This is a genomic window from Actinopolyspora mzabensis, assembly GCF_900101095.1.
Classification (GTDB): domain Bacteria; phylum Actinomycetota; class Actinomycetes; order Mycobacteriales; family Pseudonocardiaceae; genus Actinopolyspora; species Actinopolyspora mzabensis.
Genome location: NZ_FNFM01000014.1, coordinates 42120 through 61473 on the forward strand (window position 1 = coordinate 42120; position 19354 = coordinate 61473).

Here is a 19354-nt window from a genome sequence, read left to right on the forward strand (position 1 = left end):
CCGCGGAACTCACCGTTCGACGAACCCGGAGAGTCCACCACGTGGTGCCGCCCACTGCTCTGCGACGTGCTCGACAGCTCCCGGCGTATCACCCGATCGAAGGAGATCCAGCAATCTTTCGCAGGCGTGTCGGGGTCCTTCGGCGACCACTTCGACACGGCCCCCCGGCAGATTCGTCGCGCTACCGGCCAGCCCCAGCTCCAGGGCACGCGACCGCGTCCACCACCGGAACCCTACTCCCTGCACCCGACCGTGCACCCATGCGGTCAACCTGCTGGATTCGGCCTCGGTTCCTTCCGACATGCCCGATCAACCGCTCCTTGTCGTAGTCGTTCTCGTCGTGTGAGGTGGTACCGATGATGCCTTCCGCTGGTGCCGACGCGGGAATCGCGACTGCACCGAACGGCGGGCCACCCCCGCCTCGGCGGACGGGTGCCGGATGGCTACCGTAATGCGAACGAACGCGGCCACCCCCACCGCTCGTGCACCACGGGGAACCGTGGCACCCGCCGGCCGGGACACCACCTACGGACGCGAGGACGAGTGAGCAACCCGATGGATCCACTCCACGAAGACCGGAACGCCCTGTCGAAACGCCTGGCGGTACTGGCCGGTTCGGGGGTGATGGTGGCGACCGCGTTCTCGACGATGGCGGCCGTCGCACTGGGCAACGTGGAACAGCGGGAAGCCTCGCTGCCCGAGTCCAGCGGTGGCGCGGCGAACTCGACGAGCTACGAGAACACCGGTTCGCGGGAGGGCACGACGAGCTCGCGGAAACCGAGCTCCAGTTCCTCCGAAACGCCCCACGGCGGGGTGCCCGCCGCGGGTGGCGAAACCGCGGAGGAGTCGAGCGGCGTATCGCGTGAGGACCGCTCGGACCACTGGGAAGACGACTCAGCGCAGGATCCGAGCACGGGGACTACGGAGACTCACGACGACGGCGACTCCAAACCCCCGCCTACCGAGCCTCCCGAGTCCACGGACCCTACAGACACACAGACCGAGCCTACGAAAACACAGCCTGAGCCAGACCCAACAGATACGAAGACCGAACCCACGGACCCCACCCCCGACCCGACAGAAACCGACACCTCCGAGTCCGAGCCTGAAGGCACTCCCGACGAAGGCACCACGAACAGCGCCTCGGGAAGCACTCAAGAAACCAGTGACACGACGGTGACGGCGAGTTCTTCGGAGAGTGCGGCGAGTTCTTCGGAGAGCACTTCGCCCGCGCCGTCCACCACGCCGCTCGAACCCTCGAGCACGAGGACGGTCTGAGCCGAGACCGCGAGAACGGGGAAGGACTACCCGATGTCCCCCGGGATCACCAGGTCGGCGTTTCCCCTGCTCTCGGCGATCAGCGCCGCGTTGCGCTCGTCGCTGCGCATCACCCACTCCCGCGCGCGGCCGCGCGACATCCCGTTGCGGACGTGGCGCGCGATCAACCGTCCGACCCGTTTGCCGTCGTCCGGTTCCAGATACCAGCACTCGTCGAGCAGGCCGCGCACCTCGGTCCAGGGCTCCCGATCCAGCAGCAGGTAGTTGCCCTCGGTCAGCACCAACGGCACCTCGGCGGAGATCGGGATGGAACCGGCGTAGGACTCCTCGACGGAGCGGTGGAACTCCGGGGCGTAGACCACCTCGTCATTCCCTCCCCCGGTCTGGGCACGCAGGCGACGCAGCAACGACAGGTAGCCCGACACGTCGAAGGTGTCCGGCGCCCCCTTGCGGTTCTGCCTGCCAAGCCTGCGCAGTTCGGCACCGGCGAGGTGGAACCCGTCCATCGGGACGAGTGCCGCGCTGTCGCCCAGCCCCTGCAGCAACTTGTCCGCGAGCCTGCCCTTTCCCGCCGCGGGCGGACCGGCTATCCCGAGAATCCGGCGCCTGCCGTCGCGGGCGAGTTCCCGGGCCCGTTCGAGTAGTTCGTCCAACCCCTCGCGGTGGACGACGGGCGACCGTCGCGGTGGTCCCGTCACGAGTCCGTCCTTTCGAACACCGTCGAAAACCCGAGGACGAACGCCTCGGACCCTGCCATGTGATCAGGCTACCGGCACCGGTGAACCGGTTCCCTCGCTTCGGGGCACGAACTCCCATCCGGAGTTCACCGGAGTGCGCACGGGCTGACACGTGTGGTGGGGCGGCTTCCGCCCCACCACCTTCCCCGGGGAAGGGCCCCGGATGCGAATCACCAGTGGGGTTCGGGCGGAACCGGCTGACAGCCGGGGCAACTGTAGGCGGATCGGTTGGTGAACGCCTCCCGCCGGACCGAGGCACCACAGCGCGGACACGGCGAACCGGCGCGCCCGTAGACCGAGAGGGAACGGCTGAAGTAACCGGACCGACCGTTGACGTTGACGTACAGCGAGTCGAACGAGGTTCCACCGGCGACGAGCGCCTCGCCGAGGACCTCGACCACCGAGTCCAGCAGGCGGTGGAGCTGCTCGTCATCCAGTGCGGCCGTGGGGTGCGCCCAGTGCAGTCGGGCACGCCAGAGCGCCTCGTCGGCGTAGATGTTGCCGATACCGGAGATCAGGTTCTGGTCCAACAGGGCTCGTTTGATGCCCGTCCTGCGGGCGCGGAGGAGTCGTACGACAGCCTCCCTGTCGAAGGCGGGCTCCAGCGGGTCGGCCGCGATGTGCCCGATGGAGTCGGGCACGGCGAGGTCCGCCGAAGGCACCAGCTCGGTGAGACTCAACCCACCGAAAGTCCGCTGATCGACGAATCGCAGCTCGGGGCCCTCGTCCTCGAAACGGAACCTCACGCGCAGGTGTTTCTCGTCGTCGGCCCGGCGCGGCTGTATCAACAGCTGACCGCTCATCCCGAGATGAGCGAGTACTGCCTGGCCCCCTGCTGCCGTCTCCCCCACTGCCTGGGGTCCGCTGCCGGAAGCACGACCGTCGGGGTCTCCCGAGTCCCCCAACGAGAACCAGAGGTACTTGCCCCGCCTGCGAACGCTCTCGATGACCCGGCCGACCAGCACGGACGCGAAATCCTCCGGCCCCGGGAGGTGTCTACGCACGGCACGCGGGTGCAATACCTCGACACCGGCCAGTTTGCGACCCGAGACGTGCTCGGCGACCCCGCTGCGGACGACTTCGACTTCGGGTAGTTCTGGCACGAAGCCATCCTCGAACACGACTCACGGCTGCCGTACACCGGGTTGTCACCAGCCGGGTTGTCACCAGTCGGATCGTCTTCAGCCGGGGCGGCACCAGCGGGGTAGTCGCCGGGCCGGGTTCCTCGGAAGCACCTCGCCTACTGCTCGGCCGGACTGCCGAGGTCCGTCTCGCCGTTGAGCTGATCCGACAGGGCACGCCAGGCGGTCTGCGCCGCCTTCTGCTCGGCGTCCTTCTTGGTTCGCCCGTCACCCTGGCCCAGGACCTCACCGTTGACCACGGCGTAGGCGCTGAACTCCTTGCGGTGATCCGGGCCCTGCTCATCGATTCGGTAGTCCGGGACTCCCAGGCCGGCCGATGCGGTCAACTCCTGCAAACTGGTTTTCCAGTCCAGGCCCGCACCGAGCATGGGCGCCTCGGCCAACAACGAGTCGAACAACCGGTGGATCACCGCGCGGGAGGTCTCCAGCCCGTGCTGCAGATAAACGGCCCCGAGGACCGCTTCCAGCGAGTCGGCCAGAATGCTCGCCTTGTCCCTGCCTCCGGTGAGCTCCTCGCCACGTCCCAGCAGCAGGTACTGCCCCAGACCGCCCTCGCCCAGTTCACGAGCCACGGCGGCGAGCGCGTGCATGTTGACCACGCTCGCCCGCAGCTTGGCCAGTTGCCCCTCGGGAAGATCGGGGTGGTCACGATACAGGTGATCGGTGATCACCAGTCCGAGTACGGCATCCCCCAGGAACTCCAACCGTTCGTTGGGCTCCAAGCCGCCGTTCTCGTAGGCGTAGGAACGGTGTGTCAGGGCAAGCGTCAGCATCTCGGCGTCGAAATCGACGCCGAGAGCCGCTACCAACGCAGACCGGTCCGCTTCACGCTCCCGGGACTGTTGCTTTCCCCCCACTCTCGGCGCCTATCAGGCAGGGGTGGTGACCTGACGGCCCTTGTACTGACCGCAGGATGGGCAGGCGACGTGCGGGAGCTTCATCTCACGGCAGGCCCGGTTGGGGCACGCCCGCAGGGTCGGAGCGGAGGCCTTCCACTGCGAACGGCGCTTACGGGTGTTCGACCGGGAAACCTTGTGCTTGGGGACAGCCACGGCTACTTCTCCTCTTCGGTCCCACCGAACCGCTCACGCAATGCGGCCCAGCGAGGGTCAATCGTCTCATGATGGTGTTCCGGACCGAGATCGGCCCATTTGGCACCGCATCCGGAACACAGTCCCGGACAGTCGGGCGAGCACAGCGGGGCGGTGGGCATCGACGGCAACACCGTGTCCCGGACCACCGGCTCCAGATCGATCAGATCACCGGACATCCGGCTGACTTCGTCCTCATCGGTGCTGGTGTCGGTGGCGCTGTCCGGATAGGCGAACAGCTCCCGCAGCTCGACGTCGACATCCTCGGAAATCGGGTCGAGACACCGCGCGCACTCGCCGCTAGCGTTCGCCCTGACGGTACCGGATACCAACACGCCCTCGACCACTGCCTCCAGCAGCAGATCGAGCTCGATCGGCTCTCCCTCCGGAACCCGGACCATGTCGATACCGAAACCGGCCGGGGCCGGAGGTATGCGGGTGTAGTTGCGACTCGTACCGGGACTGCGGCCGAACTCCCGGGTGTCTATCACCCACGGACCGTCCGGTGCGGATCGCACGACTTCGTGATTCTGAGGCATCTGTGGTTTCGGCTAGGCTGTTTCGCGATTGCTGGACCCGCTCGGAACCGAGCTCGGTCGGACCACCGGTCGACCGACGAGCGACCCGACAAGCACCTCACGTTGCCGGGCACGATGCTCCCCGGCTTCGAGTGGCGGGGCCGGCCGGGGCCGAGCAGAGCCACCCCTCAGGCTACGCCACCAGGGGCCGTCGGCCGAAACCACACGGCTGGTGCGCACGATGAGCGAGAGCACACCCGAAACCCGACCAGGGGTCGAAGAGCGCCGGTTCGACTCGCGAGCGCACCGGCGAGGTGGGTGGTCACCCGCCGGGGAGTCAGTGTTCGCTGACCGCGGTGCCGTGCTCGGAGGTCTGCCACTCCTCGTAGTCGAAGGGCGCGCTCATGGGACGTCGGAGCTGCTGCCTGCCCTTGCCCACCGTGCGCAGCGTACGGCCGAGCAGTTCCTCGAAGTCGGCCAACCGGGAGTCGACGTAGGCGTCGCAGTCGCTACGCAACCGCTCGGCCTCCTCGTGCGCCTCGTCGACCACTCGTTTGGCCTCGTGCTGCGACTGCTGGACCACCTCGGTGTCGGAAACCAGGCGGGCCTGTTCCGAACGCCCCTCGTGGATGGACTGGTCGTAAGCGGCGCGTCCGGCCTGCACCATCCGGTCGGACTCGGACTGCGCGCGAGCGATGTAGTCCTCGTACTCGCGGCGCGCGTTGTTGATGGTCTGCTCGGCGTCCGCCCGGGCCTGGGCGACGATCTCGTCCGCTCGTTCCCTGGCGTCGGCGAGCATCTTCTCCGCCTCGGCCCTGGCCTCGGAGGACGTCTTCTCCGCTTCGGAACGTGCGGTGCTGAGGCTGTCGTCGGCCTCGGACTTGGCCTTGTTCACCAGTTCGTCCCGGTGATCGAGCACGTCCTGCGCGTCGTCGAGCTCCGAAGGGTAGGAATCGCGAACCTCGTCGAGCAGCTCCAGCACGTCGCCGCGCGGCACGACGCACCCGGAGGTCATCGGAACACTTCGCGCTTCCTCGACGATCGTGACGAGCTCGTCGAGCGCCTCGAACACCCGGTACACGTCGATCTCCCTGCAGTCGTATTCACCCGAAGGATACTTGCCAGGCCCGTTCAGGCTCTCAGAACGCACGGACCCGGGTATCGATCACCCCGCGATCCGGTGGTTTCGAAGCGCTCACACGAGCCGATCATGTGTGATCCCAGTCTGCCCGGCGGCACCGGCGGGATGCGGGATATCCGCAGCCGCGTGTCCGTCACGCGGCACCGGGACACCGGTGGGAAGCCGGGCCGACCGGTAATCGAGACTGGGCGAAGACCAGTGTCACGATCCGGCGGGAGGTCATGTTGCCCACCGTACTTTTCCGTTTGCTGCAACGTCTGATCAGCATCCGGTCATGGACGACCCCCGCCCTGGTGATCACGTTCGTGTTCTTCACGAGCTGGCCGCTGATGGAGCTGTTCGAACGCGCCGACAGCGAACTGACGGCTCCGGAGAACTACTGGTGGTGGTTTCTGGTCACCACCTCCACGGTGGGTTACGGCGACTTCTACCCGGAGACCACCGGAGGCCACGTCGTCGGGGTGTACGTCATCGTCGGGGGGATCGCGACGTTGACCACCCTGTTCACCCATCTGGCGACCACCCTGGAAACGGCGAGAGGCAGAAGAATGAGCGGCTCCGGAAGCCTGCACATCTCCGATCACATCGTGGTGCTGGGATACGGCGCCGGGCGCAGTGAACGCATAATCGACGAGCTGCTCGCCGACGGTAGACATCCGGTCGTACTCGGCGCCTGGGACGACGTGGACCACCACCCCGTTCCGGACCGGGGGATCGGTTTCGTGCGTGGCGACCTGACCGCGGAGGACGTGCTGCACAGGGCCGGGGTGCACCACGCCCGTTCGGTGCTGATCGACGCGCGCGACGACAACGAGGCTCTCGCCGTGGCGGTGAGCGTGCACCACGTCAATCCGGAACTGGAACCGGTGATCGCGCTGCGGGACATGAGCAGGGCCGAACACATGCGGTACGTGGACGAAACGATCCGCTGCGTCCAGTGGCACACCCCGCACATGATCACCGAGGAGCTGCTGGATCCCGGCATCACCCAGGTTTACAGCGAACTGGTGACCCACGGTGGAGGGAACACCTACTCGTGTCGGCTCCCCGAGTCACTGGGGCCGGTCTCCTACGGCGACTGCCAGTTCGCCCTGGGCGACCGGCACGACGCCACGGTGCTGGCCGCGCGGACCGACTCCGAACTGCTCATCAGCCCGTCCTGGCGCACGAGACTGCCCGCGGGCAGCACGCTGTACTACATCTGCGCCCAGCGGATCTCGCAGGAACAGCTGGCGCGCGCGGTACGTGCGACGAGCGAGTCGCGCGGCACGTGAGGCGGACCGGTCAGAGACGTGACGAATCGGTACCGCGCGGCTCGGCACGGCGCCCGGTGGTCACGGGCGCCGTGCCGACTGGTCACGGGTCTCAGGAGTTGACTTCGGTCAGCCGGAAGCTCTCGTAGTGATCCGCGGTGTAGAAGTACTCCCCCTCGGAGCCGACGACGAACCGGCGGGCGCCGCGATGGTCGATCCCCGGAGTCTCGACCGTGTACTCGTGGTAGTAGCCGTCCGGGCAGTCCGGCAGGATCCCCTCCCAGTTGTGGAAGACTCCGCCGTCCTCCGGATAGGGGTAGGGACCGCCCTGTTGGATCAGTCGCACCGTGTCGGTGGCTTCCGGTGGAAGGGAGGAGAGCGCGACTCGTTCGAAACCGGAAGTGTTCCCGCACGTGGCCGCGGCGGTCACGGCGGAGGAACGTTCGGTGACGGGTTCCGCCGAGGCTGCCGCCACGGGGCCGAGCAGGCCCAGCACGGCGATCAGTCCCGTCAACATCAACCTGGAAAGTCTCACAGCGTGTTGGCGCATAACCGGCACGTTAACCTCGCTGTGCAACCCACACCAGGCCCAGCCGTGAACAGTGAATGACGAACCACGGCAGCGAACACGAACCCGCAGCGCACCCGCACCACTAGACTGCCGGCCCGATGGACGAACGATTCAACTTCCGCCCCGCCCGGGCCGCGGACGTGGCAGCCGTGGTCTCCCTGCTCCACGATGACGAACTGGGCCGCCACCGGGAACGTCCCGGAGACCCTGCCTACGACACCGCGTTCGCGGAGATCGCCTCGGACCCGAACCAACTACTGGTGGTCGCCGAGCTCGACGGCGAGATCGTGGGAACCCTGCAGCTGAGTTTCATCGCGGGCCTGTCGCACGTGGGCACCAAGCGGGCCCAGTTGGAAGCGGTGCGGGTCGGATCGGAGTACCGCGGTCTCGGGATCGGCGGGCGGATGTGCGAATGGGCGATCTCGGTGGCCCGCGAGCGCGGCGCGGGTCAGGTGCAGCTGACCTCCGACAGCGGTCGGACAGCCGCACATCGGTTCTACGAGCGGCTCGGCTTCAGCGCCACCCATGTCGGCATGAAACTGTCGCTGGACTGATCGTCCCCGGTGACCGGATCCGGGCACCGGGGTCGACCCCGCTGCCGGTCACTCGGCCGTTTCCGCCAACCGGTCGAGCAGTCGTCGTTCGATTCTCGGCGGCAACAGGTTGGACACGTCGCCGCCGTAGGTGGCCACCTCCTTGACAAGCGAACTGGCCAGGAAGCTGTAGAGCGGATTGGTCGACATGAACAGCGTCTCGACTCCGGAGAGCCGCTGGTTCATCTGCGCCATCTGCAGCTCGTAGTCGAAATCACTGACCGCACGCAGCCCTTTGACGATCGCACCGATCCCGTTGGCCTTGCAGTAGTCCACCAGCAGACCGTGCCAGGAGTCGACGACCACGTTCGGCCACGGTTTGCTGACCTCGCGAAGCATCTCGATTCGCTCGTCGACGTCGAACAGGCTCTTCTTGCTCTTGTTCACGAGCACGGCGACGGTTACCTCGTCGAACAGCCCCGCCGCTCGCTCGATGATGTCCAAATGGCCATTGGTGACCGGATCGTAAGAACCTGGACAGACGGCACGCCTCATGAGCGGCAACTTAGCAGTACCCGCCGGTAGGACTCAGGACGAGGTGGTGTGACTCACCACCGGACGCACGGGAGACGAGCGGGCGGTAGAACCGCCGGGCGTCATTCCGGACGAACTCGTTCGGCCCAGTATACGGCCGCGTCCCCGTAGCGCTTGTTACGCAACTCCTCGATGCCCGCGGGCCACAGCGGAGCGGGACTGTTCCAGAAACGCTCGACGATGATCAGGCCGTCCCGGCTCAGCCAGTCGTTGCGAACCAACGCCTGCCAGCACTCGTCCAGTTCGGCGGAGTCCATCGCGAACGGGGGGTCGGCGAACACCAGGTCGTAGGGTTCACCCGGGGAACGGGCCAGCACCGAACGCACGGGGGACTGCTCGATGCCGACGGAGCGGAAACCGAGCGTCTCGGCGTTACGTCGCAGCACCCCGGCCGCGCGGCGGTCCGCCTCGACGAAGGTGGCGTGTTCGGCACCGCGCGAGAGCGCCTCGAACCCGAAACCACCCGAGCCGGAGAACAGATCCAGCACTCGGGTCCCGGACAGTTCCGTCATGGCCTCCAGCGCGCTGAACAGTGCCTCGCGCACTCGTTCGGTGACTGGTCTGGTGCCACGTTGCGGCACCTCGATACGGCGCCCACCGGCGGTTCCCGCGACGATTCTGGTCACCGGACCATCCTCGCCCACCGGTGTCGCGAGGTCACCGCAGGGGCCCGGCACGGCGGTTCGCGGACGGGAAAACCGCCGCGCGAGGAGCCGCGGCTCCCCCGGAAGAACCGCGGTCCTCCGGAGGAGCCGAGCGACGGATTCGTTCAGCCGATCTCGATGACCAGATCGCCACCCTCGACCTGCTGCACCGCACCGATGGCCACCCGCTTGACCGTGCCGCTCTGCTGGGCGGTGATGGCCGCCTCCATCTTCATCGCCTCGATGGTGGCGACCGTCTGGCCGGTCTCGACCGTTTCGCCCTCCGAGGCGGAGAGCGTGACCACCCCGGAGAACGGCGCTGCGACGTGCGCCGGGTTGGTGCGCTCGGCCTTCTCGGCGACGGGGAGCTCGGAGGCGACCGAACGGTCCCTGACCTGTATCGGGCGCATCTGGCCGTTGAGGATGGCCATGACGGTGCGTACCCCGCGTTCGTCGGCTTCGCTGATCGCCTCCAGGCCGATCAGCAACCGCACACCCTGATCCAGGTCCACGGCGTACTCCTCGCCCGCACGCAGCCCGTAGAAAAAGTCCTTGCTGCTCAGCAGCGAGGTGTCGCCGTAGGAGTGACGGTGCTCGTTGAACTCCCTGGTGGGTTTGGGGAACAGCAGCCGGTTCAACGTCTCCCGCCGATCGGTCGCCAGCCCCTTGCGATCCTCCTCGGAGAGGTCGACCAGCTGCCGTTCGGCGGGCCTGCCCTGCAGGGCACGGCTACGGAAGGGTTCGGGCCAACCACCGGGCGGGTCCCCCAGCTCGCCCTGCAGGAACCCGATCACCGAATCCGGGATGTCGAACCGGTGAGGCTCGGCCTCGAACTCGGTCGGGTCCACCCCGGCACCGACCAGGTGCAGCGCCAGATCCCCCACGACCTTCGAGGACGGAGTGACCTTGACCAGCCGGCCGAGCATGCGGTCGGCGGCGGCGTACATCGCCTCGATCTCCTCGAACTTGTCGCCGAGCCCGAGGGCCACTGCCTGGGTTCGCAGATTGGACAGCTGCCCGCCGGGGATCTCGTGTCGGTAGACACGCCCCGTGGGAGCCGCCAGTCCCGCTTCGAAGGGGCGGTATATCTTGCGGACCGACTCCCAGTAGGGCTCCAGATCACACACCGCGTCCAGATCAAGACCGGTTTCCCGTTCGGTGTGGTCGGTGGCGGCCACGATCGAGGAGAGGGCGGGCTGCGAGGTCGTGCCCGCCAGCGATGCAGACGCACCGTCCACCGCGTCCACCCCGGCCTGCACGGCGGCCTGGTACGTGGCCAGCTGCCCGCCGGGGGTGTCGTGGGTGTGCAGGTGCACCGGCAGGTCGAACTCTCGCCGCAGCGCGGAGACCAGCGTGGCGGCGGCGGGCGGACGCAGCAGTCCGGCCATGTCCTTGATCGCCAGCACGTGCGCGCCCGCCTCGACGATCCGTTCCGCCAACCGCAGGTAGTAGTCCAGGGTGTAGATCCGTTCCTCGGGGTCGGAGAGATCCCCCGTGTAGCAGAGCGCCACCTCCGCCACGGAACGTCCGGTGTCGCGCACCGCCCGAATGGCCGGGCGCATCTGTTCCACGTCGTTGAGCGCGTCGAAGATGCGGAAGATGTCGATACCGGTGTCGGTGGCCTCCGCCACGAAGTGCTCGGTCACCTCGGTGGGATAGGGCGTGTAGCCGACCGTGTTGCGCCCGCGCAGCAGCATCTGCAGACAGATGTTGGGGACGGCTCGGCGCAGCGCGGCCAACCTTTCCCACGGGTCCTCGGCGAGGAACCGCAACGAGACGTCGTAGGTGGCCCCACCCCAGCACTCCAACGAGAGCAGTTCGGGCGTCGTGCGGGCCACGTAGGGAGCCACCGTGGTGAGATCCTTGGTGCGGACCCGGGTGGCGAGCAGGGACTGGTGGGCGTCCCGGAACGTCGTCTCGGTGACCCCGACCGCGTCGGAGTCCCGCAGCCACCGCGCGAAGCCCTCCGGTCCCAGCTGGTCGAGCCGATCCTTCGATCCGGCGGGGGGCGGGGTGTCGAGATCGGCGGCGGGGAGTTTGCGTCTCGGCTCGGGGGCAGCGGGGCGTTCCCCGTAGGGCCGGTTGACGGTCACGTCCGCGAGGTAGCTCAGCAGTCGGGTTCCCCGGTCGGCCGAGTGGCGCGCGGTCAGCAGCTTCGGGCGCTCGTCGATGAAGGACGTGGTGATCCTTCCGGCGCCGAAGTCCGGGTCGTCGAGCACTGCCTGCAGGAACGGAATGTTGGTGGCCACACCGCGGATCCGGAACTCGGCGACGGCTCGGCGCGCCCGCGCCACCGCGGTGTCGAAGTCCCGGCCACGACAGGTCAACTTGACCAGCATGGAATCGAAGTGAGCGCTGACGCTGCTGCCGGAGAAGGCCGTTCCGCCGTCCAGTCGGACACCTGCACCTCCCGGCGAGCGATAGGCACTGATCATTCCGGTGTCGGGGCGGAAACCGTTGGCCGGATCCTCGGTGGTGATCCGGCACTGCAGCGCCGCACCGCGGAGCCGGATGCCCTCCTGGGCCATGCCGAGCTCCGGCAGTGTCTCCCCGGCGGCGATACGCACCTGGGACTGCACCAGATCAGCGTCGGTGACCTCCTCGGTGACGGTGTGTTCCACCTGAATCCGGGGATTCATCTCGATGAACACGTGCCGTCCCTGTTCGTCGACGAGGAACTCCACCGTTCCCGCGTTGACGTATCCGATCTCCCGCGCGAAGGCCACCGCGTCGGCGCAGATCCGCTCCCGCAGCTCGGGGTCCAGATTCGGGGCGGGGGCGAGCTCCACGACCTTTTGGTGCCTGCGCTGTACCGAGCAGTCGCGTTCGTAGAGGTGAACCACGTTGCCCGCCGAGTCGGCGAGGATCTGCACCTCGATGTGGCGTGGATTCACCACGGCCTGCTCGAGGAACACGGTGGGGTCGCCGAAGGCGGATTCGGCTTCGCGCATGGCGGCTTCCAGCGCCTCACGCAGCGACTCGAGATCGTTGACCCTGCGCATACCGCGACCACCGCCGCCCGCGACGGCCTTTACGAACACCGGGAACTGCATGTCCCCGGCGGAGTTCAGCAGCTCCTCGACGTCGTCGGAGGGGGTGGAGGACTCGAGTACGGGCACTCCCGCCGCTTTGGCGGCCCGGACCGCGCTGGCCTTGTTACCGGTGAGCTGGAGGATCTCGTGTGATGGGCCGATGAAGGTGATACCGGCCTGCTGGCAGGCCTCGGCCAGGTCTGGGTTCTCGGACAGGAAACCGTAACCCGGATAGATCGCATCGGCGCCCGCTGTTCGGGCCGCCCGGATGATTTCCTCGACGGACAGGTAAGCCCGAACGGGATGACCGGCAGCGCCGATCTCGTAGGACTCGTCCGCCTTCAGCCGGTGCAGTGAGTTGCGATCCTCGTGGGGAAACACGGCCACGGTTTTCGCGCCGAGCTCGTATCCGGCGCGGAACGCGCGGATGGCAATCTCGCCACGGTTGGCGACGAGGACCTTGCGGAACATGCCGGCTACCTCCTGGGGCAGGTGTCGGATCGCCTGCGAACAATACCCCGAAAATTCTCCTCTTCGGGAGCTGTTCTCGCGTGATGGAACTCATGATCCACAGGCTTCCCATATGCGACCTGCAACTCCGGCACCGGCGAACAAGGATCAACCAGTAGAAATAATCTACATATTCACAAAAACACGAATATGACAAATTTTTTCGATAGGGTTGTCGGTGGGATCGGTGGCAACGAACACCGCAGGTGTCGATGCTCGCGCGCTCCGCGCGAACACACCAGTCGGAGCGACGTACGCTCCTTCCCGAGCGAGACCCGAGTCACCGGCAACCGTCCCGGCTCATCGCGGTACTCGGTTACGTGACCTTCGGCGCCGCGGCTTCCCGCTCCGGCGCGGACGGCGCGAAGCAGTGCCGGCCCTCGCCCGAGTAGGAGCCGCTCCCCCACGAGGACGGGAGGTGTGGGCCTGCACGCCCGGGACACCGGTCAGGCACTGCGGCAGGGGCGGCACCCGGACACCGGGGCCACGAACTCCCGCTAGGACTTCTCCAGGAACTCAGCACGCTCCTCGGCCAGAAGTTCGGTGATCATACCGGCCAGCCCCGGGTGGGAGCGCAGTTCGGGGTCCTGCCGTACGACGGCCTCCGCCTCGCTGCCCGCCTCGGCGATGACCTCCTCGTCGTGCACCAGCGACAGCATCCGCAGCGCGGACTTCGTGCCGGACTGCGCCTCGCCGAGCACGTCGCCCTCGCGACGTTGCAGCAGATCGAGCCTGGCCAGTTCGAACCCGTCGGTGGTGGAGGCGACGGCATCCAGGCGCCCGCGCGCGGGTGTCTGGGGCATCGCCTCGGTGACCAGCAGACACAGCCCGGGAGCGCTTCCCCGCCCCACCCGGCCGCGCAACTGGTGGAGTTGGCTCATTCCGAACCGGTCCGCGTCCATGATCACCATCGTGGAAGCGTTCGGCACATCGACACCGACCTCGATCACGGTGGTCGCCACGAGCACGTCGAGTTCCCCGGCTGCGAACCGGCGCATCACCGCGTCCTTGTCGTCCGCGGCGAGCCTGCCGTGCAGCACTCCGAGACGTAGATCCCGCAACGGCCCCTGGCGCAGTCGCTCGGCGAGTTCGACCACCGCGAGCGGGGAACGCCGCGAGCCGTTCCCCTCCGCGCCGCCCTGCCGCTCGGCCACGGGTTCCGGCGCCGCTTCCCCCTCGGCGGACTCGCCGCCTGCCCCCGAGCTCCCCTCGGAGTCGACAGCGGTTCCGTCCCCCACCCTGGGACAGACCACGTAGACCTGCCGTCCGGCGGTCACCTCCTCGGTGACACGCTGCCACACCCGATCGAGCCAGGCCGGTTTCTCCGCGGCCGGAACCACGGTGGTGCTGATCGGGGACCGGCCTCGGGGCAGCTCGCGCAGCGCGGAGGTGCGCAGATCCCCGAAAACGGTCATCGCGACCGTGCGCGGAATCGGAGTCGCGGTCATCACCAGCAGGTGTGGACAGGCCTGTTCGGCGGCACGACCCCGCAGGGCGTCCCGCTGCTCGACCCCGAACCGATGCTGCTCGTCGACCACCACCAGTCCGAGGTCGGCGAACGAGACCTGATCCTGGATCAACGCGTGGGTGCCGACCACGATCCCCGCCGCCCCGGAAGCCGCGTCCAGCAACGCCTGCTTCCGCTGCCCCGCGGTCAACGAACCGGTCAGCAGGGTGACCCTGGTGGCGTGCTCCGGGGAGTCGAACTCGCCCGCCCGGGCCAGTTCCCCGAGCAGCTCCCGGAGTGAGCGGGCGTGCTGCGCCGCGAGAACCTCGGTCGGTGCCAGCATCGCGGCCTGCCTGCCGGAGTCGACCACCTGCAGCATGGCACGCAGCGCCACCACGGTCTTGCCGGAACCGACCTCGCCCTGCACCAGACGATTCATCGGATGTCGTTCGGACAGATCCTCGGCGAGCTGCTCGCCGACCTCGACCTGCCCCTCGGTCAACGCGAACGGCAGACGCCGGTCGAAGTCCGCTCGTACGCCTCCGTCGATCGGCGGACAGGCCGGAGCGGGTCGCGCGTCCTGCCGCAGCCGCGACCTGGCCAGCGACAGCTGCACCCCCAGAGCTTCGTCCCACTTCAGCCGGTGTCGTGCCTGGTCGATCTGCTTCGTCCCGTCCGGCCGGTGGATCCAGTGCAACGCCTGGTTCAACCCGAGCAGGCCGACGCGCTCGCGCAACGGCTCCGGCAACGGGTCCTCGACACCCTGCCAGCCGTCGAGCACCTGGGCCACACAACGTGCCAGTGACCAGGAGGGCAGCCCCTGCGCGGCGGGATACACCGGGATCAGGGCGGCCGCGAAATCACGCGCGGCGTCCTGCGCGTCTGCTTCGCCCTCCTCGGTGAACAACTGGTACTCGGGGTGGGCGAGCTGCAGCTCGTTGCGGTAGGCAGTGACCTTGCCCGCGAACATCCCCCTTCTGCCGGGGAGGAGTTCGCGTTCGCGCCATGCCTGGTTGAAAAACGTGCAGGACATGGAACGAGAACCGTCGGTGATACGTGCCTGCAGGATCGTGCCCCGGCGGGACCGCATCTTGCGCTTGCCGACTCGCTCCACCCTGGCGAGCACGGTGGCATGTTCCCCGATCTCGAGCCCGCCGATAGCCGTGAGTTCACCACGCTCCGCGTAACGGCGGGGATAGTGCCGCAGCAGGTCGCCCACTGTGGACATGCCGAACGAGCTGTTGAGTGCCTTGGCGGTCCTGCCGCCCAGCACCCGATCGAGGTTGGTATCCCACCCGGTCATCGCTTCACCAGTTGTGTCACGGTCGCGGAGCCGTGCTCTCGACGTCGTAGGCCGACCGAACCGGATCGCCCCGCACGGGGCGACCGGCGGCTCGGATCGGTGTGCACCGGTCAAGTTATCCGAGACCACCGACGACGATTATCCGGCCCTGGGACCTGCCGCCGCCCCCGGGCGAGCGTCACTCCACTCCCAGCATCAGTTCGGTGCTCGACTCCCCACAGGAATAGCAGATCAGCTCGACCTCGGGATGGGTGCCGCGCAGGTGCTCGGCCAGCACCGTGGGCAAGGCGCTCGGAGCGTGGTCCGGAATCAGCGCGGTGACCAGTTCGCCGCCCGAGGAGAGCATCCGGTCCAGCAGCAGACAGGCCGCCCGCAGCCTGTCATCCCCGATGAGCACGACCTCGCCGTCCAGCATTCCCAGCAGGTCGCCACTGCGGCAGTAGCCTACCCAGGTCAGCGCCTCCCCCGCCGCGACGCTCAGCTCACCGCGGCGGGTCGCCGCGGCCGCCTCCGCCAGCGCGACTGTGTCGTCGGCGGTCCTGCGGTTGGGATCGTGCACCGCAAGCGCGGCCAGCCCCTGCACCGGTGACGCCGTGGGGACCACCACCACTTCGATCCCCGCCCGCAGCGCGGCCTGTGCCGCGTCCTCGGCGGGACGTGCCAGCGACTCCTCGTTGGGCAACAGCAGCACGTCCCCGTAACCGGTGTCGAGGACCGCTTCCAGGAGCTCTCGCGCCTCCGGCACCGCCCGCTCGTCGATGTGCAGCGTCAACGCGCCTTCCGCGCGGAAGAGGCTTTCCAGCCCTCCGCCGCGCGTGACCGCGAGTACGACGCGCCCCTCCGAGAGGTCGCCGCTCGCGGCGGGGCCGCGCCGGCCCGAACCGCCGCGCGCGGCCTCCCCGACCTGGTCGGCGAACCTGGTGACGCGGATGTCGTGCACCCTGCCGAGTTCGACGCCCGACTCGATGGCCGCACCGATGTCGTCGCAGTGCACGTGTACCGCCCAGGTGGCGGGTGTGGTCGGCTCCCTGAGGACCTGTCCCGTATCGGCCACCGACACGCAGTCACCGAGCCCCGCGAGACGAGTTCGCAGGTCGGCGGCGACGGAGGCGGGTGCCTCGGAGAGCAGGTACATGACCTCGTACTCGTAGTCCGAGTCGTGCCGGGGCTGCTCGTCAGCGGGCGGCCCGGAGTCCAGCACGGCGGGGCTGTCCACCGCGAGTCGTTGTGCGTCGCAGACCACCGCGTGCAGCGAGTCGAGCAGGATGACCAGCCCACGCCCCCCTGCGTCGACCACCCCCGCCGAGTTCAGCTCCGGGAGTTGCGTGCGGGTGAGTCGCAACGCGTCGATCGAGGCCCTGGTCGCGACTCCGACCACGTCGGGGAGTTCCTCGGCCGTGTCCCGGCATGCGTCGACAGCAGCGCGCAGCACGGTCAGCAGAGTCCCCTCCACCGGTCGGGCCACCGACTGTCCCGCCAGCTGGAGACCACGCCGCAACGCTTCCCGGAACAGATCCGCCCCCATCGGGGCTCGTCCCTCGGCCTGTTGGGCGATGCCGCGCAGCACTTGGGAGAGCAACAGCCCGGAATTGCCGCGGGCGCTGTGCAACGCGCCATCCGCCAGCGCTGCCAGCACCCGATCGGAGCGCTCCTCGGCCGCGGTGTTCGCCGCCGCTTCCGCCGCCGCACGCATCGTTTGGAGCAGATTGGTGCCGGTGTCGTTGTCGGCGACGGGATAGACGTTGATGTGGTCGATGGCCGCGCGGTTCGCGGTCAGCGCGAGCACTGCCAACTCGGCCCAACGCCGTACGGCGGGGCCGTCCAACGCCTGCAGCACCATTCCTCCAATGCGTGGACCACACTCGTCCCGGTTATCGCTGAGAATAGTGAGTGCCCACCGCGTCGGTCGCGCCGGTTCTCGAGGAGCGGGGTGTCTCACGGGGCACGGCCCGGCACCGGTCGCGGGCTTCCTGCCGAAGCGCATCCCGCCGTGTCCAACCGTGTCGACACGTGTTGCTAAACTCCGTCGTGATGGAACTCGAGCAGGATCGGTGAGAACCGAGCCGGTTCGCCCGAGGACCTGAATCGGCGGCGAGTTGCGTCGTGACAGCCCGCTGGAAACCCAGGTAAGGCCAGTCACGCTGGCATCGGGTATCGCCACGGGAAGACCTCGCACCACAGCGGAGCGGGGCCAATGCCGCGCCGCGAGGCGACGGCTCGGGGAACGTGCATGATTTCGCACGTTGTCCGAACGGCGGTGTACGGGCACGTAGTCACCCCTGGGTGGACAGCCTTCACCGGCGCGGGGGTAGCCGCGTTGCCCAACAGCGCTGTCACCGCACGAGCATGACCCGCGTCGGGTGACGACGCGGGGACGGAGATTCGAGCGAAGTAAGGGGTGTCTGACGTGGCTGCCGTCTGCGACGTCTGCAACAAGGGACCGGGTTTCGGCATGGCGGTCTCGCACTCTCACCGGCGTACCAAGCGCAGGTGGAACCCGAACATTCAGACCGTGCGCGCCAAGGTCAGCCCGACGCAGCGCAAGCGGATGAACGTGTGCACTTCCTGCCTCAAGGCGGGTAAGGTCGTGCGCGGCTGAGACGACGGCGACACGTCGTCGCGATCACTCGTCGAGAACGCTCGGTCGGTACAACCGGCCGAGCGTTTTTCGGCCGGTGGGCGCCGGGGTGGGTGCACCACGGGAAGCGGCGCTTCCTCACCCCCTCGTCGAGGCCCACCTCCGCCGCCCGATCACGGGCCGGATCTCACGCAACGGTTCGGGAGCCACTCCCGGACCGGAACGTAGCGTCGCGGTCACGGAAGTTTCCAGTCGATCGGCTCCGCCCCCAGTCCCCGCAACATCTCGTTCGCGCGACTGAAGGGCCGTGACCCGAAGAACCCGCGGTCTGCTGACATGGGGCTCGGGTGCGGCGACTCGACGCACTCGACGCCGGGCATCAACGGACGCAGGCTCCGCGCGTCGCGTCCCCACAGAATCGCCACCAGCGGTTCGGACCGTTGCGCCAGCGCCTTGATGGCCTGATCGGTGACTTCCTCCCACCCCTTGCCGCGATGCGAGGCCGACTTGCCCGGCTGCACGGTCAACGCGCGGTTGAGCAACAGCACGCCCCGCTCGCTCCACGGGGTGAGATCCCCGTTGGAGGGGTGCGGATGGCCGAGATCGTCACAGTACTCACGAAAGATGTTGGCCAGACTGCGCGGCACGGGATCGACGTCCGGAGCGACCGAGAAGCTCAAGCCGACGGGATGCCCCGGCGTCGGGTAGGGATCCTGCCCCACGATGAGTGCCCGCACATCCCGAAACGGCTGTTGGAAGGCGCGCAGTACGTTCTCACCGGCCGGCAGGTATTCGCGTCCGGCGGCGACTTCCGAGCGCAGGAAATCGCCCATGTCGGCTATCCGGTCGGACACCGGCGCGAGCGCCTCGGCCCAGCCTGGTTCCACAATCTCGTTCAACGGGCTCCTGCTCACGGGCCATGACCCTAGCGACCTTTTGATCATCAGCACCGCCCCCCTGGGTGCCTGTCACGTCACGGGAT

Annotated in this window: 17 protein-coding genes; 3 read left to right on the forward strand and 14 right to left on the reverse strand. The window is 68.0% G+C overall.

Annotation, left to right across the window (positions count from 1 at the left end; all coding sequences use genetic code 11):
- Positions 1–9 precede the first annotated feature (9 nt).
- The 7 genes from BLR41_RS21010 to BLR41_RS21045 form a co-directional block, all read right to left on the reverse strand.
- Positions 10–303: an acylphosphatase gene (locus BLR41_RS21010; RefSeq protein ID WP_092632097.1), complete on the reverse strand. Its 294-nt coding sequence runs from the start codon at positions 301–303 to the stop codon at positions 10–12.
- 1001 nt (positions 304–1304) lie between these two features.
- Positions 1305–1976, reverse strand: coding sequence for a nucleoside/nucleotide kinase family protein (locus BLR41_RS21020; RefSeq protein WP_092632103.1), 672 nt, complete (start codon positions 1974–1976; stop codon positions 1305–1307).
- A gap of 209 nt (positions 1977–2185) precedes the next feature.
- Entirely contained in the window at positions 2186–3118 is a 933-nt protein-coding gene (gene mutM, locus BLR41_RS21025; protein ID WP_092632276.1) for a bifunctional DNA-formamidopyrimidine glycosylase/DNA-(apurinic or apyrimidinic site) lyase, read from the reverse strand.
- A gap of 137 nt (positions 3119–3255) precedes the next feature.
- A complete protein-coding gene (gene rnc, locus BLR41_RS21030) occupies positions 3256–4014 on the reverse strand; it encodes a ribonuclease III (RefSeq protein ID WP_092632106.1) in 759 nt (252 codons plus the stop codon).
- 12 nt (positions 4015–4026) lie between these two features.
- Positions 4027–4209, reverse strand: a complete 183-nt coding sequence (gene rpmF / locus BLR41_RS21035; protein WP_092632109.1) for a 50S ribosomal protein L32 — start codon at positions 4207–4209, stop codon at positions 4027–4029.
- 2 nt (positions 4210–4211) lie between these two features.
- Positions 4212–4787 (reverse strand): YceD family protein, encoded by a 576-nt coding sequence (locus BLR41_RS21040; RefSeq protein ID WP_245694672.1) that lies wholly within the window; start codon positions 4785–4787, stop codon positions 4212–4214.
- 316 nt (positions 4788–5103) lie between these two features.
- Positions 5104–5847 carry a F0F1 ATP synthase subunit B gene (locus BLR41_RS21045; protein ID WP_092632111.1) on the reverse strand — a complete coding sequence of 248 codons (744 nt, stop codon included), beginning with the start codon at positions 5845–5847 and terminating at the stop codon, positions 5104–5106.
- A gap of 284 nt (positions 5848–6131) precedes the next feature.
- Between BLR41_RS21045 and BLR41_RS21050 the strand changes: the two genes are divergently transcribed.
- Positions 6132–7181, forward strand: a complete 1050-nt coding sequence (locus tag BLR41_RS21050; RefSeq protein ID WP_092632282.1) for an NAD-binding protein — start codon at positions 6132–6134, stop codon at positions 7179–7181.
- A 91-nt stretch (positions 7182–7272) separates the two neighbouring features.
- Here BLR41_RS21050 and BLR41_RS21055 read toward each other — a convergent pair whose 3' ends face one another.
- The gene (locus tag BLR41_RS21055) at positions 7273–7710 is read right to left on the reverse strand and encodes a guanyl-specific ribonuclease (protein ID WP_092632114.1); all 438 of its coding nucleotides are present in this window, start codon (positions 7708–7710) and stop codon (positions 7273–7275) included.
- A 119-nt stretch (positions 7711–7829) separates the two neighbouring features.
- On the opposite strand from BLR41_RS21055, the gene BLR41_RS21060 reads away from it, so the two are divergent.
- Entirely contained in the window at positions 7830–8285 is a 456-nt protein-coding gene (locus tag BLR41_RS21060; protein ID WP_092632117.1) for a GNAT family N-acetyltransferase, read from the forward strand.
- A gap of 48 nt (positions 8286–8333) precedes the next feature.
- Here BLR41_RS21060 and coaD read toward each other — a convergent pair whose 3' ends face one another.
- From coaD to BLR41_RS21090, 5 genes are all read right to left on the reverse strand, one after another.
- Positions 8334–8819 carry a pantetheine-phosphate adenylyltransferase gene (gene coaD / locus BLR41_RS21065; RefSeq protein ID WP_092632120.1) on the reverse strand — a complete coding sequence of 162 codons (486 nt, stop codon included), beginning with the start codon at positions 8817–8819 and terminating at the stop codon, positions 8334–8336.
- 101 nt (positions 8820–8920) lie between these two features.
- On the reverse strand, positions 8921–9484 hold the full coding sequence (gene rsmD, locus BLR41_RS21070; protein WP_092632287.1) for a 16S rRNA (guanine(966)-N(2))-methyltransferase RsmD: 564 nt from the start codon (positions 9482–9484) through the stop codon (positions 8921–8923).
- A gap of 143 nt (positions 9485–9627) precedes the next feature.
- The gene (locus tag BLR41_RS21075; RefSeq protein ID WP_092632123.1) at positions 9628–13005 is read right to left on the reverse strand and encodes a pyruvate carboxylase; all 3378 of its coding nucleotides are present in this window, start codon (positions 13003–13005) and stop codon (positions 9628–9630) included.
- Between the two features lie 536 nt (positions 13006–13541).
- Positions 13542–15794, reverse strand: coding sequence for an ATP-dependent DNA helicase RecG (gene recG / locus BLR41_RS21085; RefSeq protein WP_092632129.1), 2253 nt, complete (start codon positions 15792–15794; stop codon positions 13542–13544).
- Between the two features lie 178 nt (positions 15795–15972).
- Positions 15973–17631 (reverse strand): DAK2 domain-containing protein, encoded by a 1659-nt coding sequence (locus BLR41_RS21090; RefSeq protein ID WP_092632290.1) that lies wholly within the window; start codon positions 17629–17631, stop codon positions 15973–15975.
- A 570-nt stretch (positions 17632–18201) separates the two neighbouring features.
- On the opposite strand from BLR41_RS21090, the gene rpmB reads away from it, so the two are divergent.
- Complete coding sequence (gene rpmB / locus BLR41_RS21095; protein WP_092632132.1) at positions 18202–18393, forward strand: 50S ribosomal protein L28; 192 nt, start codon at positions 18202–18204, stop codon at positions 18391–18393.
- Positions 18394–18608: 215 nt separating this feature from the next.
- On the opposite strand, the gene BLR41_RS21100 is transcribed toward rpmB, so the two are convergent.
- Complete coding sequence (locus BLR41_RS21100; RefSeq protein WP_218120299.1) at positions 18609–19316, reverse strand: uracil-DNA glycosylase; 708 nt, start codon at positions 19314–19316, stop codon at positions 18609–18611.
- Positions 19317–19354: the final 38 nt, after the last annotated feature.